The organism is Halomonas sp. LMYGS-3 (assembly GCF_059509875.1).
On sequence record NZ_JCAKFQ010000001.1, the window covers coordinates 252,449 to 279,439 of the forward strand.

The following is a 26,991-nucleotide window of genomic DNA, read 5'->3' on the forward strand; positions in this document are numbered from 1 at the left end:
ATGAAGGAGCGTTGTCTCTGGCACGACACGTCGCCGGAACCGTCCTTGAACCTGGATGCGCTGCAGGGCGACCACGGCGCCGATGTGGTGGTCGTCGGTGGGGGTATCACCGGACTCAGCACCGCTCTGCACCTCGCCGAGGCCGGCGTCGGCGTGACCCTGATCGAGGCGGGCGACGTGCCCAGCGGCGGTTCGGGGCGCAATGTCGGCCTGGTCAACGCGGGGCTGTGGATCCCGCCGGATGACATTCTCGAGGTCCTGGGCGAGGAGGTCGGTGAGCGTGCCAACGAGATCCTCGGTGGCGCCCCCACGGTGGTCTTTTCGCTGATCGAGCGTCACGGCATCGAGTGTCAGGCGGCCCGCACCGGGACCCTGCACCTGGCCCACAATGGCCGGGGCGAGCAGGAACTGGCGCGGCGCGCGGAACAGTTTCAACGCCGCGGAGCCCCCGTGGAACTCCTCGAGGCAGACGCCTGCCGACAGCACCTGGGCACCCGGCGCATCCGCCGCGCCCTGCTCGACCGTCGCGCCGGCACTCTGAACCCCACCGCCTATACCCGGGGCCTGGCGCGTGCCGCCAAGGCGGCCGGCGCACGGCTGCACACCCACAGCGCCGCCACCGGCGTCGCCAGAGTGAAGGGCGACTGGCGGGTGACGACCCACCGCGGCAGCGTCACGGCCCCGCGGCTGGTGCTCGCCACCAACGCCTACACCGAGGATCGCTGGAACGAGGTCCGGCGCCACTTCTTTCCCGGCCACTTCTTCCAGGTCGCCTCCCGGCCGCTGCCCGCAGCACTCGCCGGCGACATCCTGCCCGAGCGCCAGGGCGCCTGGGATACCCGCCTGGTGTTGAGCAGCATGCGCCGCGACGCAGAGGGCCGGCTGATCCTCGGCAGCCTGGGCAAAGGGGAGGGCAGGCCTGCGGCGTACCTGCGCTGCTGGGCCAACCGCATACAGCGTCATTACTTTCCCCAGTTGGGCCGCGTCGAGTGGGAGTGCACCTGGACGGGACGCATCGCCTTCACACCCGATCACACGCTGCGCCTGTTCGAGGTCGCGCCCGGCGTCCTGGGGGTATCCGGCTACAACGGACGCGGCGTCACCACCGGTACCGTGGTGGGCAAGGGCTTTGCCAGATACCTGATCACCGGCGATGACGCCTCCTTGCCCCTGCCGATCCGCTCCCCCAGACCGATCCGGGCCAGGTCCCTGCGCAGCTCAGGCTACGAAGGGGGCTTCACCCTCTACCACACGGGGCAGTGCCTGCGGGTCTTGAGCTGAGACTGGCCCATGGCATCTCGAGATCTGGATGAGCGGGCTCGATCAGGGGAGGGGATCGATGGGAACCGGCACCGTCACTTCGTCTTTCACGAGCTCCATCACGACGAAGGAGTGCGTCTGGTGGACATTCGGCAGCCGGCCGATCTGCTGGACGAGCACGGCACGATAGTGCGAGATATCGTGAGTCCTTACCTTGAGCAGGTAATCGAAGTTCCCCGCCACCATGTAGCAGCCCTGCACTTCGGGAATAAGCCGCACGGCCTCGTTGAATCGATCCAGGGCGTCCTCGCTCGTCTTCTCCATCGTCACCAGCACCACCAGGACATGACCCGCACCGAGTTGCCCCGGGTCCAGGTCGGCACGGTAGCCGCGGATGATGCCGGCCTGCTCGAGTCGGCGTACGCGCTGGGCACAGGGCGTCTTGGTGAGGTTCACCCGACTCGCCAACTCCACGATGGGGAGGCGCCCATGCTCCTGCAGCTGGTGCAGGATGCGGCGGTCTATGCGATCTAACTTATTAGCCATAATGACTACCTGTGATCTTTTATAAGGACAAAGGTAAATGAATTCAGCGTTATTTGGAGCCAATTCCTAGACAAATTGGCTAACAATGAGTCTAGAGGGCTGGTGAATAAAACACTATGGCCAGATCTGGCAATGCGGCTGTCCTCGGCACACCGATCACGGTGATGTTGCAGCCCTCCGGGCAGGTCTTGCGATTTCTGGCGCCAACAGGACGGGGAGGAATACCTGACAACAGCTATCAAGCGAACCCAGCTGCCGACCTCTATCGATCGGTTCTTGGTCGATAAGGCTCGGAATGCTGCGTATTGCTTAATAAGACAAAGCAAGAACAACACACATCAACCCCAAGGTAATCGACATGACAAGTCCAAAGGATTCAATAGCCTATAAACGGCCGAGTCTGATGCTGGCGCTCACCCCCGTCGTCCTGACGTTGCTGGTATTGGGCGTGCAGCTGTTCTATTTCGGCGATTTCACGCCCCATATCCCCCTCGCCATCGGCCTGGCGATCACGGCGCTGGTGGGGGTCAAGCTCGGCTTCCGCTGGAAACAGATCGAGGAAGGCATCTTCCACGTCATCCACGTGTCGCTGCCCTCCGTCTCGGTATTGATCTGCGTCGGCATGATCATCGGGGTGTGGATCGCCAGCGGCACCGTGCCGACCTTGATCTACTACGGCCTGACGATCCTCTCGCCGGGCATCTTCCTGGCGGCGGCCATGCTGCTCTGCTCGATCGTCTCGCTGGCGTTGGGCACCTCCTGGGGCACGGTCGGCACGGTGGGCCTGGCACTGATGGGCATCGGCGCGGGCTTCGATATTCCCATGTACTGGACCGCCGGCGCAGTGGTCTCGGGCGCCTTCTTCGGCGACAAGGTCTCGCCGCTGTCGGATACCACGAACCTCGCCCCGGCGGTCACCGGCACGGACGTCTTCTCGCATATCAAGAACATGATGCCGACGACGATCCCGGCGATGCTGATCGCTTTCGTCATCTACCTGGTGGCAGGCTTCACCCTGATCGAGGACGGCAACGCCTCCTTCGAGCGGATCGAGGCCATCACCGCCGCGCTGCAGGCCAACTTCACCATCTCGGCCTGGCTGCTGCTGCCGGCGGTGCTGGTCATCGCGCTCGCGGTCAAGCGCATGCCGCCCATTCCCTCGCTGTTCGCCGGCGCCCTGGCCGGGGCGGTCACCGCCATGCTCGTGCAGGGGGTCGGCGTGCATGACGTGCTGACCTATGCCAACAGCGGCTATTCGATCGACACCGGCGTCGCCGCCATCGACAGCCTGCTCAACCGCGGCGGCATCCAGTCGATGATGTGGACCATCTCGCTGGTGCTGATCGCGCTGGGCTTCGGCGGCGCGCTGGAGAAGACCGGCTGCCTGCAGGCGATCATCAGCGCGATCATGACCAAGGTGCGCAGCTTCAAGGGGGTACAGACCTCGGCGGTGTTGACCTCGGTGTCCACCAACCTGGTCGCCGGCGACCCCTACCTCTCCATCGCCTTGCCCGGTCGCATGTACGCCCCCACCTACCGCGGCATGGGGTACTCGACCCTGAACCTGTCGCGGGCCATCGAGGAGGGTGGGACGCTCATCTCGCCCCTCATTCCCTGGAACGCCGGCGGCGCCTTCGTGATCAGCGCCCTGGCGCTCGGGATCGCCGACGGCAATGTCGAGAACCTGCTCTATATCCCGCTGGCCTTCGCCTGTTGGCTGTCGCCGGTGATCGGCCTGCTCTATGCCCAGACCGGCCTGTTCTCCCCGCGGGCCACCGAGGAGGAACGGCAACTCTGGCAGGAACAGGGCGAAGCCATCGCCACCGACCTCGGTGCCGCCGGCCCGGCCGCCGAAGCGCCCGCCGTCAGTCCGCGACCATCGAGCTGACAGCCTCGCCTGACCTCCCCGCCCCGTCATGCGACGGGGCCTCGAGAGTACGCCCCGCCCGGCACCTGCCGGGCGGGGCGTCGATCTTATGCCTCCACCCGATGCCTGAGTTCCTCGCGGTGGCTCTCCCGCACCCGATCCGGCTGCTGTCGACTGCCTTGCATGTCTCTAGAGAGCGGGTATGGGTGGCCGGTAACGTTTTCACCGCCGCCGGCAAAGCGCCACCAGGCGCGCCTTGGACGGCACGCCGAGCTTGGCGTAGGCGCGCTTGCGGTAGGTCTCGGCGGTGGACAGGGCGATATCGAGCTCGGCGGCGGCGGTCTTGAGGGTATGGCCACGTAGCAGGAAGAGGCAGAGCTGGCGTTCGCGCTCGGAGAGCGGGGCGAGCACCGCGTTTTCCTCGGCGCTAGGCCGCTGGGATGCCGGGCGGGCGTCGCCCTGGTGGGGAATATGGTGGCGATAGTGGCGGCGTATCAGACTGGCGAGCAGCGGTGCCAGGCTGTCCAGGCAGGCCAGGTCATCCTCGGTGAAAGGCCCCGCGGCCACGCCACAATAGAGGTTGAGGTAATAGATGCTGTCCTGCCCCGGGATGGTCAGGGAGACCTTGTCGACCAGGTCGGGAAAGGCGAACAGATGGCTCTGATAGGCCGGCGACATGGCCTCAGGCTGCATCGTCGTCAGCTCGGCGGCGGCGAGCTTGCCCTCATCGTCGATCAGCTGCCGCAGGCGCTGGTAGTTGGGGTCCTGGCGGAACAGGCCACCGGCGTAGAGCTCGGCCAGGCGATTGGCGACCCGCGGCTGGCGCTCGTTGGCGGCCAGCAGGCAGTCGATCTCGTCGCTGCTGTCGTAGGCGAAGATCATGCACTGCTCGATACGCACCGCGCGGCGCAGCAGCTCGAGCAGCGCCTCATCGAAGCCTTCGCTGCCCATGGCATCGACGCAGGCGGCCATCGCCGGAACCAGCGATGGCCAACTGGATGCGTGCCTGTCTTCGCGCTTATCTGCCATGCTGGCCTCGATCATGGATATCGCCTGTCCCCTCTTTTGCAGGACAGTGGCCCTGCCTGCTTCAGGATAGGCTGTCGTCAGGCTCGACAATAACCCTGACAGGAGAGTGCCCCATGCGACCCGCCGGCAAGGGCGAGCACGACTCGCTCTACTTCGAGTATCCCCGTTTCCCCTTCGTGCGTCCCCCCGAACTCGCGGGCGAGGCGGTGCGCCACCGGGTGGCCATCGTCGGCGCCGGCCCGGTCGGCACGACCGCCGCCCTGGAGCTGGCTCGCCACGGTGTCGCCTCGGTGGTGCTCGACGACAAGGCCACCGTCAACGACGGCTCGCGGGCGATCTGCATCTCCCGCCACAGCCTCGAGATCCTCCAGCAGCTCGGCGTCGACGAACGCTTCACGGCGAAGGGGCTGGGCTGGACCCGGGGCCGTACCTATTTCCGCGACCGCGAGATCTATCGCTTCGAGATGCCGCATTCCGACCAGGAGCGCTTCTACCCGATGGTCAACCTGCAGCAGCAGTATATCGAGCAGTTCTTGATCGACAAGGCCGCCGAGAGCGACCTCGTCGAGCTGCGCTGGCAGAGCGCGGTGACCGGTGTAAGCCAGGACGACCGGGGCGTGACCCTGGAGGTGGCCACGCCGGAGGGCGACTACCGGCTCGAGGCCGACTACCTGCTGGCCGCCGACGGGGCGCGCAGCGTGGTGCGCAAGGCCTTCGACCTGTCGCTGCACGGCGAGGCCTACGAGGGACGCTACGTGATCGCCGACGTGCGAATGAAATCGGACTTCCCCACCGAGCGCCGCGCCTTCTTCCACTCCTCGGCGCTGCCCGACTCCACCCTGCTGGTGCACAAGCAACCCGACGACATCTGGCGCATCGACTACCAGCTCGGCCCCGACGAGGATCCCGAGCAGGCGGTGGAGGAGGCCAGCATCCGCGAGCGGGTCGCCACCATCATCGCCATGCTCGGCGAAGAGGGCGACTGGGAGCTGGAGTGGTGGAGCCTCTACAAGGCCCACACCCTGGCGCTCGACGACTATCGCCATGGCCGGGTGCTGTTCATCGGTGACAGCGCCCATCTGGTGCCGATCTTCGGCGTGCGCGGGCTCAACAACGGCCTGGCCGATGCGGCCAACGCCGGCTGGAAGCTGGCCCGGGTGCTCCAGGGGCTGGCCCCCGAGCGGCTGCTCGATAGCTACAGCCCCGAGCGGCGCGGCGCCACCCTGGACGTGTTCGCCAATGCCGGCAGGAGCACCCGCTTCATGACGCCGCCGAGCCGCGGTTACCGGCTGATGCGCGATGCCGCCCTGTCGCTGGCCGTGCACCACGACTACGCCAGCCCCTTCGCCGACCCGCGCCAGGTCACCCCCTATACCTATGCCGAGAGCCCCCTGACCCTGGCCGACAGCGACACCTTCGCTGCCGGCCCCGTGCCCGGTGCCCCGCTGATCAACCGCCGGCTGGGCGAAGACGACTTCCTGCTCGACCATCTCGGCCGCGGCTTCACGCTGCTGCTGTTCAGCGAGGACGGCCGCCTGCCGGACGACCTGGACGAGCGTCTGGTGGATCTGCGGGCCCGCGACCCCGAGTTCACGGTCGTGATCCTCAGCCGCCAGGCGGCTGAGGAGGGCCCGGGTTCCATCCTGCCGGACCCCGACGGCGATCACTTCGCCGCCTATGGGGCCACGAACGGTACGGCCTATCTGGTACGCCCCGACCGCCATGTGGCGGCGCGCTGGACGACCCTCGACCCCGCCGCCCTCGAGGCGGCCCTGGTGACCGCCCTGGGAGGAGAATGATCATGACCACACCGACACTGCCCTTCGCCGACCTGGAGAGGGTCTACGAGCAACTGGCCACCACCCTGGATGCCCTGCCCGAGGCGCAGGAGCGCCTGTTCCTCGCCCAGCTGGCGCTGGCCCTGGCGCACCGGGTGCCCGATGTCGCTCAGGTGATGGCCGCCATCGAGGAGGCGCGGCGCGGCACCGAGACCGCCACCGGCTGACGCCCGGCACGTCGCGCCGCTGGCAGGGGCCTCGCGGGCACCCGCCCGGGCGAGTGCTCGCTTCGCCTGCGTCCGGCATGATATCGGTCAAGGCGGAGGTGGAACGGGAGGGCGATACTGAGGAATGAATCGGCAGAGGAGAGCGCTGATGACCTCCCCCGTGCACCTCATCGACCCCACGTCCCCGTCCGCCGGCAAGGAGCGCATCAGCGACTACCTCGAGGGCCAGCGTGCCCTGCTCGAGCTCAAGTGCTGTGCCCCGAGAGCGCTGAGTGTGCTGATCCATGACCTGTCACAGCCGATGAGCCGCTCCCTGGAGCAGGCGCTGGCGCGCAGCCTGGTTGCCGGCGAGATCCCGGGCTTTCGGCCTACCGATACCCTGATGCCGCCGATGATGGAGCGCTTCGGGCTCCCCCCGGCGGCCCTCGCCAAGGACCCGGCCATCCACGCCCTGCGCACCACCTGCAATACCTGTGCGAGGGTGGGAACCTGCTGGCTGGCCCTGCGTCACGGGGCGTCGCGGGAGGAGTGCCGCGCTTTCTGCCCCAATGCCGAGGCCTTCGAGCGCCGGTCGCCACCCGCCGTGAGCGACGAGTCCGGGTAGGTCCGTGCCGGCATGCATGGGCGCTAATGCACGATTGCGGTTAGACTGGCACTCCCATGTCCAGGCCAAGGCGTCGCCGTGTTGACCCTGCTCGCCGAGCGTGTCGCCCGACATCTCGAAGACTCGCCCCGTACCCCCAAGTACCTCTGTCTGCGCGATGCCCTGATCGAGCTGATCGTCGAGGGTGAATTGGCCGAGGGCACCCGCCTGCCCACCGAGCAGGAGCTGGCCGCGGCCCTGCCGCTGAGCCTGGGCACCGTGCAGAAGGCGCTGCGCGACCTGGTCGAGAGCGGTGAGTTGTATCGCCGGAGGCGGCTCGGCACCTTCGTCGCCGACGGCAACCACCGTCGCGAGATCGCTACCCCCGCCTTTGGCTTCCTGCGTCCGGATGGCACCCGTGTCCGGATGGTCTTCATCCGCCTGATCAAGCGCGAAATGTTGCAGCGCCGAGGGGCCTGGATCGAGGTGCTCGGTGAGTGCGCGGCGGGGTATGTGCACCTGGTGCGCCAGGATCGTATCGATGGCGCCTTCGACTGCTACACCGAGATCTACCTGCGCGCCGACGTGGCCAGCGAACTGCTCGACCTGCCCGCCGAGGCCCTGGAGCACGAGAGCGTGCTGCCGCTGCTGGCGGCCCAGGGCCATGAGGTCAGCACGGCGGAGAACCGGATCAGCCTGGGGCGCCTGCCCCGGGCCGCGGCCCGGGCCATCGTGCCGGACCTCGCCGAGGCCCCGCCACCGGGCATTCGCCTGGAGACCCGCTATCTGGATGCCGAGGCCGGGGTGCTGGCCTGGCAGATCATGTACATCCCGCCCAGTGACTACCGGCTCACCCTGATCACCGAGCCGCGCTGATCCCCTCTGGTCAGCGTCCTGCCTCCTAGACCCTGCCTTGCCCTGCCGATGGTGTACCTCGGCCGGAACCTCCGAGCACCGGCGCGATCAATACTATATAGTATTGACAGGTGAGATGGCTTGGCTATACTCGCCATAGGATCAAATAATAAATCATGTTTCAAATATGATTCGATTCATGGATGACCCCCATACCCCGTGATGAGGACCGCCCCTATGAGTTGGACCACCGTCTGCAAGACCGACCAGGTACAGGAAGACTTTCCCTACTCCGCCAAGCTGGGCGACAAGGAGATCGGCGTCTATGTGCTGGACGGCGAGTACTACGCCCTCGAGGACGTCTGCCCCCACGCCTACGCGTTGCTCTCCCAGGGGTTCGTCGAGGATGGCCAGGTGGAGTGCCCGCTCCACGAGGCGGTCTTCGACATCAGGACCGGCAAGTGCCTGCGCGAACCCGCCGACCGCGACCTGCACGTCTACCCGGTACGCATCATCGACGACACCATCCAGCTGAACGTCACCGAGGAGGCCTGAGCACCATGTCCGCATCCGATTTCCCCATCGATCACAACCCCGAGCTCAAGACCTGGGCTCGCATCATTCCCTCCTCCGAGCCGGGTCAGGGCCGCATCGAGCGCCCCGGGGGCTTCGACAACCGGGTCTGGCAGAACCGTCAGCGGGCACCGGAGCCCTTCGAGCTCGACCTGGTGGCGGCCCTGGAAGCGGTCTTCGCGGAGGGTGCCACCGCGCTCGACGAGGTGGTGGCCGGGCTCAACGCCCGCCACAGCCAGGATCGCCAGGGCCAGCCCTGGAGCGAAGCCTCCTTCCTGCAAGAGATGGCGGTGCTGGGCCAGTAAGGCCCGGGCCACGCAACGAACAACGACGAGGTCGAGAGAGATGACGACAGCAGCTTCCGTGGACGGCACCGTTCAGGACTACCTGGACACCGGCCTGCGCTCCCTCTGGTACCCGGTGGTGGCCTGCTGGGAGGTGGGCAGCAACCCCCTGGGCATCACCCGGCTGGGCGAGAACCTGGCCCTGTGGCGCGACCATGACGGCGTGGTACACGCCATCGAGGACCGCTGCCCCCATCGTGGCGCGCGCCTCTCCAAGGGCTGGAACCTGGGCAACCGCCTGGCCTGCTGGTACCACGGCGTCGAGGTCGACGGCCAGGGCACGGTGTGCGACGTGCCGGCGATCAGCAACAGCCCGCTGGTGGGTACCGCCTGCGTGCGCCACTACCCGGTGCAGGAGGCCCACGGCGCCATCTTCGTCTTCTTCGGCACCACCGCCGACGAAGCGCCGCCGGCCCTGGAGCTGCCCGAGCAGCTCACCGACGAGGCCACTTATGGTCACTTCCTGTGCACCGCCACCTGGCAGTGCAACTACCAGTATGCGGTGGACAACGTCATGGACCCCATGCACGGCACCTACCTGCATGCCGACTCCCACTCCATGGCCGAGGGCGACCGCCAGGCCGAGATGGTGCTGGAGCCCACCGAGACCGGTTTCATCTTCAAGAAGACCGGCCAGACCGGGGTCAACTTCGACTGGGTGGAGTACGGCAACAGCGGCGCCCTCTGGCTGCGTCTGTCGATCCCCTACCAGAAGCGCTTCGGGCCGGGCGGTCCCTTCTGGATCGTCGGCATGGCGGTGCCCGAGGACCAGGACAACTGCCGCGTCTTCTTCTGGCGGGTGCGCAAGGTGGACGGCTGGCAGCGCCAGGTGTGGCGCTTCTTCTATCGCACCAAGCTCGAGGGGCTGCACTGGGACGTGCTGGAGCAGGACCGGATCATCCTCGAGAACCTGGCCCCGGACGCCCGCCACCACGAGAACCTCTACCAACACGACGTCGGTCTCTCGCGGCTGCGCCGGGTGATGCTGAAGATGGCCAAGGCGCAGCTGGCCAAGCGCCAGGAGGCGGCCTGAGATGGCCGCTCATGGCCTGGCCGGCAAGCGGCTGATGATCACCGGGGCGGCCCGTGGCCTGGGCCGCAGCATCGCCGAGGCCGCCGCCGCCGAGGGTGCCCGCCTGGTGATCAGCGACATCCTCGAGGCGGAGCTGGAGCAGACCGCCGCGGCGCTGCGCGATGCCGGTGCCGAGGTGGAGGCGCTAGTGATCGACCAGGCCGACGCCGTGGCCATCGAGGCGGGGATGGCGCGGGTCGCCGAGGGTGGCCATCTGGATGGCCTGGTCAATAACGCCGCCATCGCCACCAATGTGGGCGGCAAGACCCTGGACGAGTACGACCCCGAGCTGTGGGACCGGGTGATGGCGGTGAACGTGCGCGGGGTCTGGCAGATGACCCGGGCGGCGCGGCCGCTGCTGGCCGAGGCCGAGCACGGCAAGGTGGTCAATGTGGCCTCTGACACCGCCCTCTGGGGGGCGCCGCGGCTGATGGCCTATGTGGCCAGCAAGGGCGCGGTGATCTCGATGACCCGGGCCATGGCCCGGGAGCTGGGCGAGCAGGGCATCTGCATCAATGCCATCGCCCCAGGATTGACCCACTGCGAGGCCACCGAGTACGTGCCAGCGGAGCGTTACGCCTTCTATGCCGCCGGGCGCGCCCTCAAGGAGGAGCAGCATCCCCGGGACATTGATGGCACCGTGCTCTACCTGCTCTCGGACTGGTCGAACTACGTCACCGGCCAGCTGATCCCCATCAACGGCGGTTTCGTCTTCAACTAGGGGGAAGGATCATGTCCAGCGAAGAGATTTCCCGCATCGTGGTGATCGGCGGCGGCCAGGCCGGCGGCTACGCCTGCAAGGCGCTGCGCGGCGAGGGTTATACCGGCCGTCTCACCGTGGTGGCCGATGAGCCCCACGACTTCTACGAGCGCCCGCCGCTCTCCAAGGGGGTGGTTACCGCGGGCGAGCCGCTGCCGCGACTCTTCCCCGAGGCGAGCCTCGCCGCCCTGGCGCTCGACTGGCAACGGCCCAAGCGGGCCACCGCCATCGACCGCCAGGCCCGGGAGGTGGTGCTCGACGATGGCCAGCGCCTGCCCTACGATCGCCTGCTGATCGCCACCGGCAGCCGACCCCGCATGCCGGTGCCCGAGTGGGCGGCGATCAGCAATGTCATGACTCTGCGGACCTGGGACGATGCCTCTCGGCTCAAGGAACAGCTCGAGAAGAGCCGTCGCATCGGCATCATCGGTGGGGGCTGGATCGGCCTCGAGGTGGCCTCCAGCGCCCGCAAGCTGGGCCTCGAGGTGGCGGTCTTCGAGCGCGCCCCGGCACTGTGCGGCCGCAGCGTGGGGCCGGAGGTGGCCGAGGCCATCCGCGAGCTCCACGAGCGCAACGGCGTGGGCCTGGAGCTGAACCGCCAGGATATCCGGCTGAGCGAGGAGGTCGACGGCCGGGTGTCGATCACCGTCGATGGCGAGTCCCACGAGCCCGTCGACCTGGTGGTGGTCGGTACCGGGGTCGAGTTCAATCTGGAACTGGCCCGGGACGCCGGCCTGGCCATCGAGCAGGGCATCGTGGTGGACGCCGGCGGGCGCACCTCCGACCCCCATGTCTTCGCCGCCGGCGACGTGGCTCAGCATCCCCAACTGGGGCTCTGCCTGCAGTCCTGGGCCTATGCCCAGAATCAGGCGCGGGTGGTGGCCGAGACGATGCTGGGCCTGGAGGCCCACTACGACGAGCCCGCCTGGCTCTGGTCCGACCAGCACGGGGTCAATATCCAGATCCTCGGCGTGCCGAGCGGCGAGCTCCACTGCGTGGTGCGCCGGGAAGCCCAGGGCCCGGTGTTCTTCTACCTGGACGATGCTCGGCGCCTGGTGCAGATGGTGGCCTTCGACCAGCCCCGGGCCATCAAGCTGGGCAAGCGCTGGATCGCCGCCGAGCGGGTGCTGGACGCGGCGCAACTGGCCGACCCCGACTTCAACCTGATGTCGCTGCGCTGAGGCATCGCGCCCGCCGCGGTCATTCCGGCCGGGCCCCGGCGCTGCCGTGGTGGGGCCCGCGAGTCCGTTTCGGAGTCCTCCATGCTCTTTCCTCCACGCTATGCCCCCCTGGTGGTCTCGGTGTTGATGACCACCTATATGGCCGGCCTGATGACCCTGGCCATCACCCTGGTGAACACCGGCCTGGATGCCGGCTTCCCGTGGCGCTGGGCGCGCGCCTTCCTGATCTCTTGGCCGATCGCCTTCGCCCTGATCACGGTGGGGCGACCGCTGGTGCTGCGCCTGGCGGCCAAGCTGATCCGGGCTTCCTGAATCCCGCCGCTTCGTCGCTTTCCCGGCGTTTCCCTCGGCCATGGCTGCCTGCCGGGCCTGCGGTCGTGATGGCACGCGCCTGCGGGAGGACTGCCATGCGGCTTTCGGGGGCGTCGCACTTTTCGACTTTCGAGGGGTTTGACAAAGCCCGGCGCTCGACCTACAGTCTGGCTATCAAATAATAAACTCTGTTTCATATGTTAAAACAACAGCACGAGCCGAGAGACGGGTGGGGTATGACAAGACTCAAGATTGGTATCTGTGGTGGTGGTGTGGGCGGCCTCTGTGCGGCCATCGCCTTGCGTGAGGCCGGCCACGAGGCGATCGTCTTCGAGCAGGCCAGGCAGTTCCTGCGCATCGGCGCCGACGTGAATCTCACTCCCAACGCGGTGCGTGCCCTGGACCGCCTGGGCGTCGGCGAGGCGCTGCGCCGTACCGCCGCGCGACCCACCCATCGCCTGAGCCGGACCTGGGACAGCGGCGAGATCACCTCCAGGCTGCCCATGAGCGATGCCGCCGAAGAGAAGTATGGCGCCCCTCAGCTGACCATCCACCGCGGCGACCTGCTCAAGGCCCTGGAGGCGAAGCTGCCGGAAGCGGCGATCCGCCTGGGCAGCAAGGTGGCTCGTGTCGAAGCCGAGGGGGAGCGCCCCGTCATCCATTTCGAGGACGGTAGCCAGGAGAGCGTCGATGTGGTGATCGGTGCCGATGGCATCCACTCCGCGGTGCGCCGTTCGCTGTTCGGCGACGACCACCCCGAGTTCACCGGCCTGGTCTCCTACCGGGCGGTGGTGCCGCGCTCGGCGGTACCGGAGGTGGAGAACCTCGACGCCTTCACCAAGTGGTGGGGGGCTACCGCCGACAGCCAGGTGGTGGTCTTCCCGCTGACCCGCGGCGAGGAGGTGTTCATCTTCGCCACCACGCCCCAGGAGGGCTGGCGCGAGGAGTCCTGGACCCTGCCCGGCGACGTCGAGGAGCTGCGCGAGGTCTACCAGGCGTTTCATCCCGACGTGCGCGCCCTGCTGGCCGCCTGCGACAGCGTCACCAAGTCGGCCCTCTACGTGCGCGAGCCCATGACCCAGTGGTCGCAGGGGCAGGTGACCATCCTCGGTGATGCCGCCCACCCCATGGTGCCCTTCATGGCCCAGGGGGCCTGCATGGCCATCGAGGATGCCGTGGTGCTGTCGCGCTGTCTGGCCGACGCCGATCATGACCGGATCCCGGCGGCCCTGGCTCGCTACGAGAATGCCCGCCAGGAGCGCACCGCCAAGGTGCAGCGCGGCTCCCGCGCCAACGACTGGCTGAAGGGCGAAGGCAATGCCGACTGGGTCTACGGCTACGATGCCTGGGGCGTGGCCCTGGGCTGATGTTCCCTGGATCCCGACCAGAACTTCACAACCACAAGAGCTAGATAAGCCATGAAAACCTCCATCCTGACGAAACTCGCCGTCGGCCTGTCGCTGGCCGGTCTCTCCTTCACCGCCGCCGCCGATGAGGTGAACCTCAACGTGGTGACCTTCACCCCCAAGACCGCCGCGGTCTCCGCCGGCTTCGAGAAGTTCATCGAGGCGGTCAACGAGGAGTTCGAGGGACGCCTGTCGCTCAACTGGCGCGGTGGGCCCGAGGTGCTGCCGCCGTTCCGCCTGGCCGACGCGGTGCGCAACAACGCCATCGACATGGCACTGCTCAGCCCCAGCTACTACTCCGGGCTGGTGCCGTCCTCCACCACCTCCAACCTGTCGTTCAAGAACTACGAGGAGATCCTCGCGAGCGGCTACTACGATCGCATGAGCGAGATCCACGCCGAGCGTGGCCTGGTCTATCTGGGCGAGATCCCCGCCACCGACGTCAAGTTCTACCTCTTCTTCAAGGACGCCGTGGCGGACCTCGATGACCTCAAGGGCAAGCGCATCCGGGTCTTTCCCACCGGCCTGCCGTTCATCGAGGCGCTGGAGGCCAATGGCGTGGTGCTGCCCATCGGCGAGATCTACACCGCTATGGAGCGCGGCGCCATCGACGGCTTCATGCAGGGCAACCTGGGCTGGGCGGAGCAGTACGAGGACGTGGTCAACTACTACATCACCCCGCCCTTCTATCGCGCCGGTTTCAGCGTCCTGGTCAGCCAGCGGGCCTGGGGTCGTCTTCCCGAGGAACTGCGCGAGGAGCTGCAGGCGTACGTGCGCGACACCCTGGGGCCCGAGCTCGACCAGAGCTGGGGTGACGTCATCGCCGCCGGCAATGCCGAGGTGCAGGCCGCCGGCTTCCAGGAGATCGCCCTCAACGGCGAGGAGGCCGACCAGTACCTGCAGACCGCCATCGACGCCGCCTGGGAGCATATGGCAAGCCAGATCGAGGATGACGACCTGACCGCCGAGCTGCGCGGCATGCTGGTCGACTGATCCGCCGCCGATGGCCGCGCGCCTCGCCCGAGCCGGGCGGGCGCGCCGAACTTCCTCTTCCGGGTAGCGCATCATGCAATCGTCAGACTCCCGAGGCTCGCCGCGCCCGGCGCGCCCCACTCCTCTCAGGTGGTTCGACATGCGACAACCACACTCCCGCGGCACCTCTCTCCCGGCACTCTTGATGCAGGGCGTGAGCCGCCTGAACCTGCTGCTGGCGGCATTCAGCGCGGTGGTGCTGCTCGCCGCCACCGGCGCCGTCTTCGCCGAGATCCTGTCGCGTTTCTTCTTCGGCAAGTCGCTGGTCTGGGTGGTCGAGCTCAGCGGCTATGCGTTGCTCTACATGACCTTCCTGGGGGCGCCCTATCTGCTGGAGAAGAACCGGCACGTGGCCATCGATATCGTCACCGAGCACCTGCGGCCGCGCTGGAAGGCCCCGCTGGCCTTCGCGGTGGCGCTGTTCGGTGCCGCCGTCTGCCTCTATGCCGCCTGGTACGGCCTGGCGGTGACCATCGACCAGTACCAGTTCGGCAGCCGCGAGACCACCGTGCTGGCGCCGCGCAGCTACCTGCTCACCTGGGTCTTTCCGCTGGGCATGTTCCTGCTCGCCATTCAGTTCGTCGCCCAGGCCGTGGCTTCCCTGAAGCGCTGACCCGGGTCCCCCTGGAGGTATGTTATGGATTGGTGGCTGACGCTATCGCTCATTCTCGGTGCCCTGCTGGTGTTGATGATGCTGGGGCTGCCGGTGGCCTTCTCGTTCCTGGCGGTCAACCTGGTGGGCGCCTTCCTCTTTCTCGGCGGTACCTCGGGCATCGAACAGCTGGTGATCAACACCACCGATGCCCTGACCAGCTTCACCCTGGTGCCCATCGCCATGTTCATGATCATGGGCGAGGTGATGTTCCGCTCCGGCATCGCCAACGACCTGATGGACACCCTGGACAAGTGGTTCGGGAAACTTCGGGGACGGCTGGCCTTCATGGCGGTGGGCGGCGGCGTGCTCTTCTCCACCCTCACCGGCAACAGCATGGGCTCCATCGCCCTGCTGGGCTCCAGCCTGACCCCGGAGATGGAGCGCCGCGGCTACAAGAAGCCCATGTCGCTGGGGCCCATCATCGGTTCCGCGGGGCTGGCCATCATGATTCCGCCCAGTGCCCTGGCGGTGGTGCTCGGCGTGGTGGCCGAGCTCTCCATCGGCCGGCTGCTGATTGCCATCATCCTGCCGGGCCTGCTGATGGCGGTGCTCTACGCCCTCTACATCTGGGGCCGCTGCGTCCTGCAGCCCGACGTGGCGCCCTCCTTCGACGTGCCGTCCACGCCGCTCAAGACCAAGGTCACGGCGGGCATCCGCAATATCCTGCCCATCGGCTTCATTGTCTTCGCCGTGGTGGGGGTGATCTTCCTGGGGCTCGCCACGCCCACCGAGGCGGCGGCCTCCGGGGCGGTGGCGACCATCCTGCTGGCGCTGTTCAAGGGGCGGCTGACGGTGGATAACTTCTCCCGCTCGATGTTCGAGAGCGCCAACATCTCGGTGATGGTGCTGCTGATCGTCGCCGGCGCCGTGGCGTTCAGCCAGCTGCTGGCCTTCACCGGCACCACCTTCGGCATGATGGACGCGGTGCTGGGGCTGCCGGTCAACGACCACATGATCGTGCTGGCCATGGTGTTCACCGTGGTGCTGCTCGGGATGTTCATGGGGCCGTTGCCGATCATGCTGATCACCCTGCCGATCTTCGTGCCGGTGGTGGATCAGTTGGGCTTCGACACCATCTGGTTCGCGGTGCTCTTCCTGCTGGCCATCGAGACCGGCTCCACCTCGCCCCCTCTGGGCGCGGCGCTGTTCGTGATGAAGGCGGTGGCGCCCCAGGGCACCACCATGGGCAGCATCTACAAGGCCGCCATCCCCTTCCTGATCTGCGACTTCCTGGCCATCGGCATCATCTTCGCCTTCCCGCAGATCGTCACCGTGCCGGTCGGCTGGATGTTCGGCTGAGCGCCGGTGAAGGAGGCCCGAGAACATGCGACGTCCCAACTTCGTGATCTTCATCACCGACCAGCAGCGCGCCGACCACCTCGGCTGCTATGGCAACCCGACGGTGAAGACACCCCATCTCGACGGCCTGGCCGCGCGCGGGGTGCGCTTCACGCGCTTCCACGTGGCCACGCCGATCTGCCAGCCCAACCGGGCGGCGCTGGTCACCGGCCAGATGCCCTCGGTCAACGGGGTGCGCCAGAACGGCATTCCCCTGGGGCTCGACAGCCTCACCTTCGCCGAGGTACTGCGCCAGGCCGGCTACCGCACCGGCTATATCGGCAAGGCGCATTTCCAGAATGTCACCGATATCCCGGCGCCGCCGCGGGCCCTCGGCGGCGAGGGGGAGGCGCCCCCGGCCGGCGCGAGCCTGTCCCGCCGCCGCCAGCGCGACGGGCCCGACTACGGCTGGGAGGTGCGCCGCCGCTGGGCCGAGCAGCCCGGCCTCGACCTGCCCACGCCCTACTACGGTTTCGAGCATGCCCGGCTGTGCATCGGTCATGGCGACCTGGTGGACGGCCACTACACCGCCTGGCTGCGCGAGCGTCATCCCGACCCGGCCTCGCTGCGCGGGCCCGCCAACGCCCTGCCGTCGGCCGTCACCGCGCCCCAGTGCTGGCGCACGGCGGTGCCCGAGGCGCTCTATCCGACCACCTACGTGAAGGAGCAGGCCTGCGACTTCCTGGCCGGGCAGGACACCGCGACGCCCTTCGTGCTGGTGGTCTCCTTTCCCGACCCGCATCACCCCTTCACCCCGCCGGGGCGCTACTGGTCGCTCTACGACCCCGACGACGTTGAGTTGCCGGCCTCCTTCCACCACCCGGTGGAGGCGATCCGCGGCCCTCCCGCGGTCGCCCTGGAGGCCTACCGCTGGGGCGCCGAGGATCCCGACAGCCACTGGCCCTTCGCGGTCAGCGAGCGCCAGGCGCGGGAGATCATTGCCCTGAACTACGGCAGTATCAGCATGGTGGACGACGCCGTGGGCGAGGTCCTGGCCACTCTCGCGGCACAGGGCCTGGCGGACGATACCGTGGTCGCCTTCACCTCCGATCACGGCGACTACATGGGCGATCACGGCTGCGTGCTCAAGATGGGCCTGCACTTCCAGAGCGTGCTGCGGGTGCCGCTGCTCTGGCACGACCCCCGGGCACCGGGGGGAGGACGGCTGTCATCGCGGCTGGGCAGCGCCATCGACCTGGCGCCGACCCTGCTGCAGCGCGCCGGCTTCCAGGTGCCGGTGGGCATGCACGGGCAGGACCTGTTCGGCCGCGAACCGGCGGCGGACGTGCTGGTGGAGGATCCGGGTATCCAGGTGTTCCGCGACAGCGAGGCCCGCTCGAGCATCCTCAGCCTGGTCACCGAGCGCTGGCGGTTGAGCCTCTTCGAGGGCCGCGAGGGCGGCGAGCTCTACGACCTGGAGGCCGATCCCCATGAGCTTGACAACCGCTGGGACGACCCAGCCTGCCGCGAGGTGCGCCTCGAGCTGCAGCAGCGGCTCAGCCATCGGCTGGTGGCCTTGCGCGACCGCAGCCTGATCGCCACCGCCCGGGCCTGAGCCAGAGCGTCCCCGTGTGCTCGCTGGTGTCGCCGAGGCCTCGGTGGCATCGGAGATTATTCATGAAAAACAGTGGGTTAAATATCATTTCGAAAGGCGGATTCGGTCTTGACAAGGGTCTTGTGACCCCCTATCTTGATCGTATCAAATAAGAAATAAGTTTTAATATTTGAAACGATGAGAAGAGAAACCTCAGCGGCCCTCCACCACGGCCAGGGATGCCTCGGGACGCGAGTCGCACACCAGGACACCGGCGACGGCATCATCTGCCGCGGACCCCAGGGCAAGGGTATGCTGGTGCCTGGAACGGCCATCACCGGAGAGGACGCCTTATGAGTGACAAAGACGCGCGCAAATACCTGATCCCCGGCCTGGAGCGTGGCCTGACGATCCTGATGGAGCTGAGCCGCAACCATCGCGAGATGAGCTTCGCCGAGATCGCCAAGCGGGTGGACATTCCCAAGGCGACTGCCTATCGAGCGATCCAGACCCTGGAGTACATGGGCTTCCTGCGCCGCCATCCGACCACCGGGCTCTACTCCCTGGGGGTCAATGTCCTGCGGCTCGGCTTCGAGTACGTCGCCTCCCTGGACGTGGTGCAGGTGGGCCAGCCGGTGATCGAATCGCTGCGCGACGCCACCGGCTGCTCGAGCCATATCGCCATCCGCGATGGTCGGGACGTCATCTACGTGGCGCGGGTCAGTGCCGCCAATGCCACCATCCGCCGGGTCAGCGTGGGTACCCGGTTACCGGTGCACCGCACCTCGTTGGGGCGGATGCTGCTGACCGGCCTGAGCCGGGCGGAGTTCGAGGCGCTCTATCCCGACGAGACGCTGCCCGATGCCCAGCCGGGGGCCCCGGCCAGCCGGGAGGCGCTGTGGGAGCTGATCCAGGAGGATCGCCAGCGCGGCTACGTGATCGCCGAGTCCTTCTTCCAGCTCGGCATCTCCTCCATCGTCTACCCCGTCTTCAATGCCGATGGCGAGGTCGAGGCGGTGGTCAGCATCATGGTGCCGGTACACGAGATTCCCGCCGAGGAGCGCGAGCGGCTGCGCAGCCCGGTGGAAGAGGCCGCGGCGACGATCTCCGGGCTGCTCGGCTACCGCAGCGTCGCCGAGCGCCGGGGCACCTAGCCCAGGCATGGAGCCGGCCCGGTCGGCCAGCAAACGCCCGACGCCCAGGCGCGGGCCACACAGACGACAACCGCGTCGAGCGACGCAGGAGTAAGAGCATGAGCATCGTTGGCATCGAAGCGTTGGAGTTCGGCGTGGAGGACCTGGAGGTCGGCAAGCGGTTCGTGGCCGATTTCGGGCTCTCCCCGGTGGACGAGACGACCTTTGAAACCCTCAATGGTGCGCGCCTGAGCCTGGCGCCGGTGGACGACCCTCGGCTTCCGCCGGCCTTCGAGTCCGGCTCGACCCTGCGGCGCATGACCTGGGGGGCGGCCGACGCGACCGCCCTGGCCGAACTGAAGGCGCGTCTGGCCGACCAGCCGGGCTTCGTGGATCGGGGCGACACCCTCGAGTGTCGCGACCCCAACGGCATGACCGTGGCCGTCCGCGTCAGCACATTGCGCGAGGTGGAGCTCGAGGTCACCCCGATCAACCAGTACGGCGACATGCGCCGCGTTGACCAGCCGAGCCCGGTCTACGAGCGGGCCACCCCCGTGGGCATCGGCCATGCGGTGTTCTTCGTCGATGATCTCGAGGCCACAGAGGCCTTCTATCGCGACAGGCTGGGCTTCGCCATCTCCGACCGCTACACCGACCGGGCCGTCTTCCTGCGCATGCAGGCGCGCGGCGGCCACCACAACCTCTTCCTGCTCAAGCTGCCCCACCGCGGCGCCGGCCTCAACCACGTGGCCTTCACCGTGCGCGACATCCACGAGGTGATCGGCGGCGGCCTGGCCATGAACCGCAAGCAGTGGAGCACCTTCCTGGGCCCGGGACGCCATCCGATCTCCTCGGCCTACTTCTGGTACGTCAACAGTCCCCTGGGTGGTGCCTTCGAGTACTACACCAACGAGGACTACCTCACCGAGGCCTGGCAGCCCCGCGAGATGCAGCACTCCCTGGAGTCTTTCACCGAGTGGGCCGTGGAGGGCGGTATCGACGCCGAGACCCGCCGGCAGAAGAAGGCCGAAGCCTGACCCGAGTGTCGATGATTGACGCCTGACGAACCGAGCAAGAGTCAACAAGGAACATCAATCACCCGAGATAACAGCGACCACTTCCCGAAATAACGAGACCGTAATAGACGGAATCGATACCGATGGAAAAGTCCGGACTGCGATGCCCTAGTTGGCGTCCAGGGGATCGCTTTGTCTCGATTCATGCAAATGAGTTGTCTTGGCACCGAAAGCGAAGTGACCTAAGTAGAGAGGAAACGACGATGTCAGAGATGCTGGAAACCTGGAAAAAACCCGAAGGCGCCACTTTCGAAGAGTGGATGCAGACCCGGATCGCGCGCTTCAAGGGCCGCAAGTACGACTGGAACGCCCTGAAGTTTCAGGCCGATTACGATCCCAAGTATCGCCGTGCCCAGATGCGCTATATCGGCACCGGCGCCACCGGCGTTGCGGATGACGCCAATACCATCCCCGCCGAGAACTTCACCTTCTCCACCATGGTGCTGCCGGCCAAGTGCGAAGGCCCGCTGCACGTGCACGACGATGTGGAAGAGGTGTTCTTCGTGCTCAAGGGCACCATCACTCTGTTCCTCAAGGATGGCGACGACACTATGGAGACCGTGCTCGAGGAGCGCGACGTCATTTCCATCCCGCCGCGCATCTACCGCGGCTTGTTCAACCACGGCGAGGAAGAGGCGTTGATGTGCGTGATGCTGGGCACGCCCAAGCCACAGATCCCCACCTATCCGGAGGATCACCCGCTTTCCAAGGTCAAGCGCAACTGAGGAGGTCGGCCGTGGATGCCAAACGTCTGAAGCTGGATGGCGGTGTGCAGTGCTATCGGGAAGGGGGCCAGAGGTTGCCAGACAAGACCCCGACCCTGGTGCTGCTGCATGGCATCAGCTCCAGCGCCGGCTCCTGGGCGAAGCTCGCCGAGCGGCTGCCCGGCTACCGCCTGCTGGCCTGGGATGCCCCGGGCTACGGCGACAGTCGGCCCCTGGCGAATCAGGCGCCCACGGCCGCCGACTATGCCGCGCGCCTGGAGGCCTGGCTCGCCGGGCTCGGCGTCGAGCGGTGCGTGCTGGTGGGCCACTCCCTGGGCGCCATGATGGCCGGCGCCTACCTGGCGGCGTACCCGGGACGAGTGGCCGGGGTGGTGCTGGCGGACCCGGCCCAGGGCTACGGCGATGCCGATGAGGCCAAGCGTGACGAGGTCTACCGCAGCCGCTGGACCCAACTGAAGGAGCAGGGCCATGGCGCCTATGCCCGAGCCCGGGCGCCACGGCTGCTGCGCGAGGGCGCCGATCCGGCGGAGATCACCCGGGTCGAGGCGGAGATGCACAGGCTGCATGTCGAAGGCTTCGCCCAGGCGAGCTGGATGCTCGGCAATGACACCCTGGCGCGCTACCTGCCGGCGACGCCGGTGGTGCCGACCCTGGTGGTGTGCGGCGACGAGGATCGCATCACCCCGCCCGAGGACGCCCGGGCTCTGGCCCGCCGCCTGGCGGTGCTCTACCGGGACATTCCGCGGGCCGGCCATGCCAGCTACATCGACGCCCCGGCGGCCTTCGCCCGGGCCCTGGACGACTTCGCCCGCCCGCTGCTCGGCGCGGCCGACGCTCCCGAGACCCCCTAGGAGATCCCCATGAGCTTTCTGATCGAACGACGCGTCGCCGTGGTCACCGGCGGCTCCTCCGGCATCGGCCTGGAGACCGTGCGCCTGCTGCTGGCGGAGGGGGCCCGGGTGGCCTTCTGCGGTCGCAATGCCGAGCGCCTCGCGGCGGCCGAGACCACCCTGCGCGAGGCGTTTCCCGACGCCGAGTTGCTGGCGATGGCCTGCGACGTGCTCGACGAGGCTTCCTGTGCCGATTTCGCCGCCGCGGTGGCCGAGCGCTTCGGTGGCGCCGACATGCTGATCGCCAACGCCGGCCAGGGCTACGTGGCCCACTACGACGACACCCCCCGGGAGGCCTGGCTCGCCGAGGCCAACCTCAAGCTGTTCGGGGTGATCAACCCGCTGAACGCCTTCCGGGGCCAGCTCGCCGCCTCCGACATCGGCTCGCTGACCTGCGTCAACTCCCTGCTGGCGCTGCAGCCGGAGCCCCACATGATCGCCACCTCGGCGGCCCGGGCGGCGCTGCTCAACCTGACCCACTCGCTGGCCCATGAGCTGGTCGACGAGGGCATCCGGGTCAATTCCATCCTGCTCGGCATGGTGGAGTCGGGCCAGTGGCGGCGGCGCTTCGAGGCCCTCGACGACCAGTCGCTGGGCTGGGAGGCGTGGATCGCCGGCATCGCCGCCAAGCGCGGCATTCCCATGAAGCGCCTGGGGCGCCCCGAGGAGCCGGCCCGCGCGCTGGTGTTCCTGGCCTCGCCGCTGGCCTCCTTCACCACCGGCGCCGCCCTGGACGTGTCCGGCGGCTTCAACCACCACCTCTGACCCGCGAGGACGCCCCCGCAATGACGACCAAACGCTTGATGATCATCGGCTACGGGGCCATGGCCCAGGAAGTGCACCGCCTGCTGCCGGCGGGCCTGGAACTGGCCTGGGTGGTGGTGCCCGACGCCCAGGTGGCCCCTACCCGCGAGCGGCTGGGCGCCGGGATCGAGGTGCTGACCGCGATCGCCCAGTGCGAGGGGCGTCCCGACCTGGTGGTGGAGTGCGCCGGCCAGCCGGGGCTCGCCGAGCACGGTGAGGCGGTGCTCGCCCGCGGCCTGACCCTGGCCATCGTGGCCACCGGCGCCCTGGCCGACGAGGGGCTCTACGGCCGCCTGCGCCAGGCCGCCGAGGCCGGCGGCGGGCGCATGCTGGTGCTCTCCGGCGCCGTGGCCGGCATGGACGGCCTGGCCGCCGCCCGCGAGGGGGGGCTCGAGAGCGTCACCTACGAGGCCTGCAAGGCGCCGCGCAGCTGGAAGGGCAGCCACGCCGAGCAACTGGTGGACCTCGACGCCCTCTCCGAGGCGACGGTCTTCTACGAGGGCACCGCCGGCGAGGCGGCACGGCTCTTCCCGGCCAACGCCAACGTGGCGGCCACCGTGGCCCTGGCCGGCATCGGCATGCAGGCTACCACCGTGCGCCTCACCGCCGACCCGGCGGCCACGCGTAACACCCATCGCATTCACGTCCAGGGGCGCTTCGGCGAGTTCCGTATCGAGCTCAACGGCCGGCCCCTGGAGCACAACCCCAAGACCTCGATGCTCGCCGCCCTGTCGGTGGTCCGCACCTGTCGCCAGGTGCTGGACCCGGTGACGGTGTGAGCGAAAGGAGCGCGACCATGACCCAACCGATCTTCATCGCCGGCGAATGGCGAGTCGGCCGCGGCGACCCCCTGGCCTCGGTCTTCCCCGCCGACGGCTCGGTGACCGCCCGGCTCAACGCCGCGAGCCTCGAGGACGTGGAGGAGGCCATCGCGGCCGCCGACGCCGCCTGGCGCCGCCCCGAGTGGCGCGACCTGGTGCCCCACCAGCGGGCCACCATCCTCTACCGGGTCAGCCAGCTGATCGAGTCGCGTCTCGAGGAACTCGCTGCCCTGCAGACCCGCGACAACGGCAAGCCCCTGGCCGAGACCCGCGCCCTGGTGGCCAGCGCCGCCGGCACTGCCCGCTACTTCGCCGCCGCCTGCGAGACCCTGGAGGGCGAGCTGCCCACCCAGCGCAGCAATGAGCTGATGACCCTGAGCACCTACGAGCCGCTCGGCGTGATCGCCGCCATCACGCCCTGGAACTCGCCCATCGCCAGCGAGATGCAGAAGATCGCCCCGGCCTTGGCCGGCGGCAACGCCGTGGTGCTCAAGCCCGCCGAGGCCACCCCACTGCTGGCGCTGAAGCTCGCCGAGCTGTTCGAGGAGGCGGGCCTGCCCAAGGGGCTGCTCAGCGTGCTGCCGGGCCGCGGCCGGGTGATCGGCGAGGCCATCGTGCGCCACCCCCGGGTGCGCAAGATCTCCTTCACCGGCGGCACCAACACCGGCCGCCACCTGGCCCATATCGCCGCCGACAAGCTGATCGGCACCTCGCTGGAGCTGGGCGGCAAGTCGCCCACCATCGTCTGCGAGGATGCCGACCTCGAGGAGGCCACCCGGGGCATCGCCTACGGCATCTTCAGCTCCGCGGGCCAGGCCTGCATCGCCGGTTCGCGGCTGTTCGTGCCGCGTCGCCGCTACGACGAGGTGATGAGCCGCCTGCTGGAGATCACCCGCGGCCTGCGCGTCGGTCACCCCGAGACCCCGGGCACCCATCTGGGCCCGCTGATCAGCGAGGCCCATCGCGACGGCGTGGCCGCCTACGTGGAGCAGGCCCGCGCCGAGGGTGGCCGGGTGCTGTGCGGCGGCGCCGCACCGGAGGCTCCCGAGCTGGCCCGGGGCAGCTACTACCTGCCCACCCTCATCGAGAGGCTGCCCCACGACAGCGCGGTATGCCAGGAGGAGATCTTCGGCCCGGTGCTGGTGGCGCTGCCCTATGACGACGAGGACGAGCTGGTGGGGCTGGCCAACGACAACGTCTTCGGCCTGGCCGCGGGGATCTGGACCGCCGACTACCGGCGCGCCCTGCGCCTGGCCGCGCGGCTGGAGGCCGGCACGGTGTGGATCAACACCTACAAGAAGTTCGCCATCTCCACCCCCTTCGGCGGCTTCAAGGAGAGCGGCCTGGGGCGCGAGAAGGGCCGTCAGGGCATCCAGGCCTACATGCAGCAGAAGAGCCTCTATCTGGGCCTGGGCAGCGAGCCCATGGGCTGGTCGAACTGAGCCGCTCCGCACGCCGATCACACAACGACAGGAATTCACCATGAGCACCATCACCGTAGGCGAAGCGATCGCCCGTACCCTCGAAGCCTATGCGGTCTCCGCCGTCTACGGCGTCATCTCCATCCACAACCTGCCGATCGCCGATGCCATCGGCCGCCGCGACAGGATCCGCTTCGTGCCCGCCCGCGGCGAGGCCGGGTCGGTGACCATGGCCGACGCCCACACCCGGGTGGGCAGCCTGGGCGTGGCCCTGACCAGCACCGGTGCCGGTGCCGGCAACGCCATCGGTGCCATGCTCGAGGCCCTCAACGCCGGCACGCCCCTGCTGCACATCACCGGCCAGGTGGAGAAGGCCTACCTGGACCGCGACGCGGGCTTCATCCACGAGACCAAGGACCAGCTGACCTTCCTCAAGGCCAGCGCCAAGGCCGCCTACCGGGTCGGCACCCCGGAGCAGGCGGTGCCGCTGCTGCATCGCGCCATCCGCGAGGCGATGACCCTGCCGCGGGGCCCGGTGAGCATCGAGATCCCCATCGACATCCAGGCCGCCCAGGTCGCCTGGGTGGAGACCGCCTCGGTGGCCCCGGCCACCCCGGCCCCGGTGAGCGAGGCCGAGATCGATGCCCTGGCCGCGCGCCTGGCGGCGGCCAAGCGCCCGCTGCTGTGGATCGGCGGCGGCACCCTGGCGGCCGGCGAGGCGGTCAGGCGCCTGGCGGACGCCGGCATCCCGGTGGTCTCCAGCACCCATGCCCGGGGCGTGCTGCCCGACAGCCATCCGCGCAGCCTGCGCGCCTTCCACAGCGCCGCCCCGGTGGAGGCGCTGTTCGCCGAGAGCGACCTGATGGTGGTGGCCGGCTCCCGGCTGCGCAGCAACGAGACCCGGACCTACTCCGTCGCGCTGCCGCGGCCGCTGGTGCAGATCGACATCGATCCCGCCGCCGCCCATCGCAACTACCGGGCCGACGCCTTCCTGTGCGGCGACTGCGCCGAGGTGCTGGGCCGCCTGGCCGACCGCCTGGCGGGGCGTCGCCCGGATCCCGCCTACGACGCCGCCGTGGCCGAGGCGGTGGCGAGCGCCGAGCGGGCCCTGCGCACCCAGGTGGGCGAATACGCCAAGCTCAGCGATGCGGTGCGCGCCGCCCTGCCCGAGGACGGCATCTTCGTGCGCGACATCACCGTCTCCGGCAGCACCTGGGGCAGTCGATTGCTGCCCATCGAGCGCCCGCTCACCAATATCCACTCACTGGCCGGGGCCATCGGCCTGGGCCTCGCCCACGGCATCGGCTGCGCCGTGGCCCGGCCCGAGCGCAAGGTGGTCACCCTGGTCGGCGACGGCGGCCTGGCGCTGGGGCTGGGCGAGCTCGCCACCCTGGCCCAGGAGCAGCTCGACATGACCCTGATCGTGATGAACGACGGCGGCTACGGGGTGATGCGCGGCATCCAGGAGAAGTATTTCGAGGGGCGCCAGTACTTCAACGAACTGCACACCCCCGATTTCCAGCGGCTGGCCGATGCCATGGGCATCAGGCGCTGGAAGGTCTGCCACGGCGACGACTTCGCCGCGGTGCTGGCCGAGGCGGTGGGCCATCCCGGCCCGGCGCTGGTGGAGGTGGACATGCCCAGCGTCGGCGAACTCAAGTTCTCCGGACCGCCCCAGAAGACCCTCTACTGAGCCACACCTGACGACCCGACCTCCGGTTCGCCGGGGGTAGGGGAAGTCTTGTCCTGAAATCGATACCCAGGAGGTG

At 68.3% G+C, this 26,991-nt stretch carries 27 protein-coding genes; 25 read left to right on the top strand and 2 right to left on the bottom strand.

The features are described from left to right. Positions 1 to 1,281: an L-pipecolate oxidase gene (amaA, locus tag AC5W54_RS01215; RefSeq protein WP_495960243.1), complete on the top strand. Its 1,281-nt coding sequence runs from the start codon at positions 1 to 3 to the stop codon at positions 1,279 to 1,281. Positions 1,282 to 1,323: 42 nt separating this feature from the next. Here amaA and AC5W54_RS01220 read toward each other — a convergent pair whose 3' ends face one another. Beyond that, positions 1,324 to 1,806 carry an Lrp/AsnC family transcriptional regulator gene (locus AC5W54_RS01220; protein WP_495960244.1) on the bottom strand — a complete coding sequence of 161 codons (483 nt, stop codon included), beginning with the start codon at positions 1,804 to 1,806 and terminating at the stop codon, positions 1,324 to 1,326. A 403-nt stretch (positions 1,807 to 2,209) separates the two neighbouring features. On the opposite strand from AC5W54_RS01220, the gene nhaC reads away from it, so the two are divergent. Further along, on the top strand, positions 2,210 to 3,694 hold the full coding sequence (nhaC, locus tag AC5W54_RS01225) for a Na+/H+ antiporter NhaC (RefSeq protein ID WP_495960245.1): 1,485 nt from the start codon (positions 2,210 to 2,212) through the stop codon (positions 3,692 to 3,694). 201 nt (positions 3,695 to 3,895) lie between these two features. Here the strand turns inward: nhaC and AC5W54_RS01230 are convergent, their stop codons facing one another. Then, positions 3,896 to 4,702: a helix-turn-helix transcriptional regulator gene (locus AC5W54_RS01230; RefSeq protein WP_495960246.1), complete on the bottom strand. Its 807-nt coding sequence runs from the start codon at positions 4,700 to 4,702 to the stop codon at positions 3,896 to 3,898. Between the two features lie 113 nt (positions 4,703 to 4,815). Here AC5W54_RS01230 and AC5W54_RS01235 point away from each other — a divergent pair, with 113 nt between their 5' ends. The 23 genes from AC5W54_RS01235 (at position 4,816) to AC5W54_RS01345 (ending at position 26,915) form a co-directional block, all read left to right on the top strand. Next, positions 4,816 to 6,501 (top strand): FAD-dependent monooxygenase, encoded by a 1,686-nt coding sequence (locus AC5W54_RS01235; protein ID WP_495960247.1) that lies wholly within the window; start codon positions 4,816 to 4,818, stop codon positions 6,499 to 6,501. A gap of 2 nt (positions 6,502 to 6,503) precedes the next feature. Continuing rightward, positions 6,504 to 6,707, top strand: a complete 204-nt coding sequence (locus AC5W54_RS01240) for a hypothetical protein (protein ID WP_102627706.1) — start codon at positions 6,504 to 6,506, stop codon at positions 6,705 to 6,707. Positions 6,708 to 6,855: 148 nt separating this feature from the next. Further along, positions 6,856 to 7,311 (top strand): hypothetical protein, encoded by a 456-nt coding sequence (locus AC5W54_RS01245; protein ID WP_495960248.1) that lies wholly within the window; start codon positions 6,856 to 6,858, stop codon positions 7,309 to 7,311. Positions 7,312 to 7,389: 78 nt separating this feature from the next. Then, a complete protein-coding gene (locus AC5W54_RS01250) occupies positions 7,390 to 8,166 on the top strand; it encodes a GntR family transcriptional regulator (protein ID WP_495960249.1) in 777 nt (258 codons plus the stop codon). 216 nt (positions 8,167 to 8,382) lie between these two features. Beyond that, the gene (gene nirD, locus AC5W54_RS01255; protein WP_495960250.1) at positions 8,383 to 8,700 is read left to right on the top strand and encodes a nitrite reductase small subunit NirD; all 318 of its coding nucleotides are present in this window, start codon (positions 8,383 to 8,385) and stop codon (positions 8,698 to 8,700) included. Between the two features lie 5 nt (positions 8,701 to 8,705). Next, complete coding sequence (locus AC5W54_RS01260; RefSeq protein ID WP_495960251.1) at positions 8,706 to 9,023, top strand: recombinase-like helix-turn-helix domain-containing protein; 318 nt, start codon at positions 8,706 to 8,708, stop codon at positions 9,021 to 9,023. A gap of 40 nt (positions 9,024 to 9,063) precedes the next feature. Beyond that, a complete protein-coding gene (locus tag AC5W54_RS01265) occupies positions 9,064 to 10,095 on the top strand; it encodes a Rieske 2Fe-2S domain-containing protein (RefSeq protein WP_495960252.1) in 1,032 nt (343 codons plus the stop codon). Between the two features lies 1 nt (position 10,096). After that, entirely contained in the window at positions 10,097 to 10,855 is a 759-nt protein-coding gene (locus AC5W54_RS01270) for an SDR family oxidoreductase (protein ID WP_495960253.1), read from the top strand. Positions 10,856 to 10,866: 11 nt separating this feature from the next. Next, positions 10,867 to 12,075, top strand: a complete 1,209-nt coding sequence (locus AC5W54_RS01275; RefSeq protein WP_495960254.1) for an NAD(P)/FAD-dependent oxidoreductase — start codon at positions 10,867 to 10,869, stop codon at positions 12,073 to 12,075. An 81-nt stretch (positions 12,076 to 12,156) separates the two neighbouring features. Continuing rightward, positions 12,157 to 12,387 (top strand): DUF2798 domain-containing protein, encoded by a 231-nt coding sequence (locus AC5W54_RS01280; RefSeq protein WP_495960255.1) that lies wholly within the window; start codon positions 12,157 to 12,159, stop codon positions 12,385 to 12,387. Positions 12,388 to 12,623: 236 nt separating this feature from the next. Beyond that, positions 12,624 to 13,754, top strand: coding sequence for an FAD-dependent monooxygenase (locus AC5W54_RS01285; RefSeq protein ID WP_495960256.1), 1,131 nt, complete (start codon positions 12,624 to 12,626; stop codon positions 13,752 to 13,754). A gap of 51 nt (positions 13,755 to 13,805) precedes the next feature. Further along, a complete protein-coding gene (dctP, locus tag AC5W54_RS01290; RefSeq protein WP_495960257.1) occupies positions 13,806 to 14,786 on the top strand; it encodes a TRAP transporter substrate-binding protein DctP in 981 nt (326 codons plus the stop codon). Positions 14,787 to 14,925: 139 nt separating this feature from the next. Then, positions 14,926 to 15,438: a TRAP transporter small permease gene (locus AC5W54_RS01295; RefSeq protein WP_495960258.1), complete on the top strand. Its 513-nt coding sequence runs from the start codon at positions 14,926 to 14,928 to the stop codon at positions 15,436 to 15,438. 24 nt (positions 15,439 to 15,462) lie between these two features. Beyond that, entirely contained in the window at positions 15,463 to 16,779 is a 1,317-nt protein-coding gene (locus AC5W54_RS01300) for a TRAP transporter large permease (protein WP_495960259.1), read from the top strand. A 25-nt stretch (positions 16,780 to 16,804) separates the two neighbouring features. Beyond that, positions 16,805 to 18,373 (top strand): sulfatase family protein, encoded by a 1,569-nt coding sequence (locus AC5W54_RS01305; RefSeq protein WP_495960260.1) that lies wholly within the window; start codon positions 16,805 to 16,807, stop codon positions 18,371 to 18,373. Between the two features lie 332 nt (positions 18,374 to 18,705). Continuing rightward, entirely contained in the window at positions 18,706 to 19,506 is an 801-nt protein-coding gene (locus tag AC5W54_RS01310; RefSeq protein ID WP_495960261.1) for an IclR family transcriptional regulator, read from the top strand. A 98-nt stretch (positions 19,507 to 19,604) separates the two neighbouring features. Further along, positions 19,605 to 20,522 (top strand): VOC family protein, encoded by a 918-nt coding sequence (locus AC5W54_RS01315; protein WP_495960262.1) that lies wholly within the window; start codon positions 19,605 to 19,607, stop codon positions 20,520 to 20,522. Between the two features lie 242 nt (positions 20,523 to 20,764). Then, a complete protein-coding gene (locus AC5W54_RS01320; RefSeq protein ID WP_495960263.1) occupies positions 20,765 to 21,286 on the top strand; it encodes a cupin domain-containing protein in 522 nt (173 codons plus the stop codon). 11 nt (positions 21,287 to 21,297) lie between these two features. Then, positions 21,298 to 22,137 (top strand): alpha/beta fold hydrolase, encoded by an 840-nt coding sequence (locus tag AC5W54_RS01325; protein ID WP_495960264.1) that lies wholly within the window; start codon positions 21,298 to 21,300, stop codon positions 22,135 to 22,137. Between the two features lie 9 nt (positions 22,138 to 22,146). Then, entirely contained in the window at positions 22,147 to 22,941 is a 795-nt protein-coding gene (locus AC5W54_RS01330) for an SDR family oxidoreductase (protein WP_495960265.1), read from the top strand. Positions 22,942 to 22,961: 20 nt separating this feature from the next. After that, positions 22,962 to 23,759: an aspartate dehydrogenase gene (locus AC5W54_RS01335; RefSeq protein ID WP_495960266.1), complete on the top strand. Its 798-nt coding sequence runs from the start codon at positions 22,962 to 22,964 to the stop codon at positions 23,757 to 23,759. A gap of 17 nt (positions 23,760 to 23,776) precedes the next feature. Further along, on the top strand, positions 23,777 to 25,243 hold the full coding sequence (locus tag AC5W54_RS01340) for an aldehyde dehydrogenase (protein ID WP_495960267.1): 1,467 nt from the start codon (positions 23,777 to 23,779) through the stop codon (positions 25,241 to 25,243). A 40-nt stretch (positions 25,244 to 25,283) separates the two neighbouring features. Continuing rightward, positions 25,284 to 26,915, top strand: coding sequence for a thiamine pyrophosphate-binding protein (locus AC5W54_RS01345; RefSeq protein ID WP_495960268.1), 1,632 nt, complete (start codon positions 25,284 to 25,286; stop codon positions 26,913 to 26,915). The last annotated feature ends 76 nt before the right edge of the window (positions 26,916 to 26,991 follow it).

Bases quoted from the DNA above. Each gene is read 5' to 3' on its own strand.
- AC5W54_RS01300 (WP_495960259.1), top strand. From the start codon at position 15,463: ATGGATTGGTGGCTGACGCTATCGCTCATTCTCGGTGCCCTGCTGGTG.
- AC5W54_RS01315 (WP_495960262.1), top strand. From the start codon at position 19,605: ATGAGCATCGTTGGCATCGAAGCGTTGGAGTTCGGCGTGGAGGACCTG.
- amaA (WP_495960243.1), top strand. From the start codon at position 1: ATGAAGGAGCGTTGTCTCTGGCACGACACGTCGCCGGAACCGTCCTTG.
- AC5W54_RS01220 (WP_495960244.1), bottom strand. From the start codon at position 1,806: ATGGCTAATAAGTTAGATCGCATAGACCGCCGCATCCTGCACCAGCTG.
- AC5W54_RS01275 (WP_495960254.1), top strand. From the start codon at position 10,867: ATGTCCAGCGAAGAGATTTCCCGCATCGTGGTGATCGGCGGCGGCCAG.
- AC5W54_RS01285 (WP_495960256.1), top strand. From the start codon at position 12,624: ATGACAAGACTCAAGATTGGTATCTGTGGTGGTGGTGTGGGCGGCCTC.
- AC5W54_RS01295 (WP_495960258.1), top strand. From the start codon at position 14,926: ATGCGACAACCACACTCCCGCGGCACCTCTCTCCCGGCACTCTTGATG.
- AC5W54_RS01265 (WP_495960252.1), top strand. From the start codon at position 9,064: ATGACGACAGCAGCTTCCGTGGACGGCACCGTTCAGGACTACCTGGAC.
- AC5W54_RS01340 (WP_495960267.1), top strand. From the start codon at position 23,777: ATGACCCAACCGATCTTCATCGCCGGCGAATGGCGAGTCGGCCGCGGC.
- AC5W54_RS01310 (WP_495960261.1), top strand. From the start codon at position 18,706: ATGAGTGACAAAGACGCGCGCAAATACCTGATCCCCGGCCTGGAGCGT.
- nirD (WP_495960250.1), top strand. From the start codon at position 8,383: ATGAGTTGGACCACCGTCTGCAAGACCGACCAGGTACAGGAAGACTTT.
- AC5W54_RS01235 (WP_495960247.1), top strand. From the start codon at position 4,816: ATGCGACCCGCCGGCAAGGGCGAGCACGACTCGCTCTACTTCGAGTAT.
- AC5W54_RS01280 (WP_495960255.1), top strand. From the start codon at position 12,157: ATGCTCTTTCCTCCACGCTATGCCCCCCTGGTGGTCTCGGTGTTGATG.
- AC5W54_RS01305 (WP_495960260.1), top strand. From the start codon at position 16,805: ATGCGACGTCCCAACTTCGTGATCTTCATCACCGACCAGCAGCGCGCC.
- AC5W54_RS01230 (WP_495960246.1), bottom strand. From the start codon at position 4,702: ATGGCAGATAAGCGCGAAGACAGGCACGCATCCAGTTGGCCATCGCTG.
- AC5W54_RS01335 (WP_495960266.1), top strand. From the start codon at position 22,962: ATGACGACCAAACGCTTGATGATCATCGGCTACGGGGCCATGGCCCAG.
- AC5W54_RS01245 (WP_495960248.1), top strand. From the start codon at position 6,856: ATGACCTCCCCCGTGCACCTCATCGACCCCACGTCCCCGTCCGCCGGC.
- AC5W54_RS01260 (WP_495960251.1), top strand. From the start codon at position 8,706: ATGTCCGCATCCGATTTCCCCATCGATCACAACCCCGAGCTCAAGACC.
- AC5W54_RS01330 (WP_495960265.1), top strand. From the start codon at position 22,147: ATGAGCTTTCTGATCGAACGACGCGTCGCCGTGGTCACCGGCGGCTCC.
- dctP (WP_495960257.1), top strand. From the start codon at position 13,806: ATGAAAACCTCCATCCTGACGAAACTCGCCGTCGGCCTGTCGCTGGCC.
- AC5W54_RS01345 (WP_495960268.1), top strand. From the start codon at position 25,284: ATGAGCACCATCACCGTAGGCGAAGCGATCGCCCGTACCCTCGAAGCC.
- AC5W54_RS01240 (WP_102627706.1), top strand. From the start codon at position 6,504: ATGACCACACCGACACTGCCCTTCGCCGACCTGGAGAGGGTCTACGAG.
- AC5W54_RS01270 (WP_495960253.1), top strand. From the start codon at position 10,097: ATGGCCGCTCATGGCCTGGCCGGCAAGCGGCTGATGATCACCGGGGCG.
- AC5W54_RS01320 (WP_495960263.1), top strand. From the start codon at position 20,765: ATGTCAGAGATGCTGGAAACCTGGAAAAAACCCGAAGGCGCCACTTTC.
- nhaC (WP_495960245.1), top strand. From the start codon at position 2,210: ATGCTGGCGCTCACCCCCGTCGTCCTGACGTTGCTGGTATTGGGCGTG.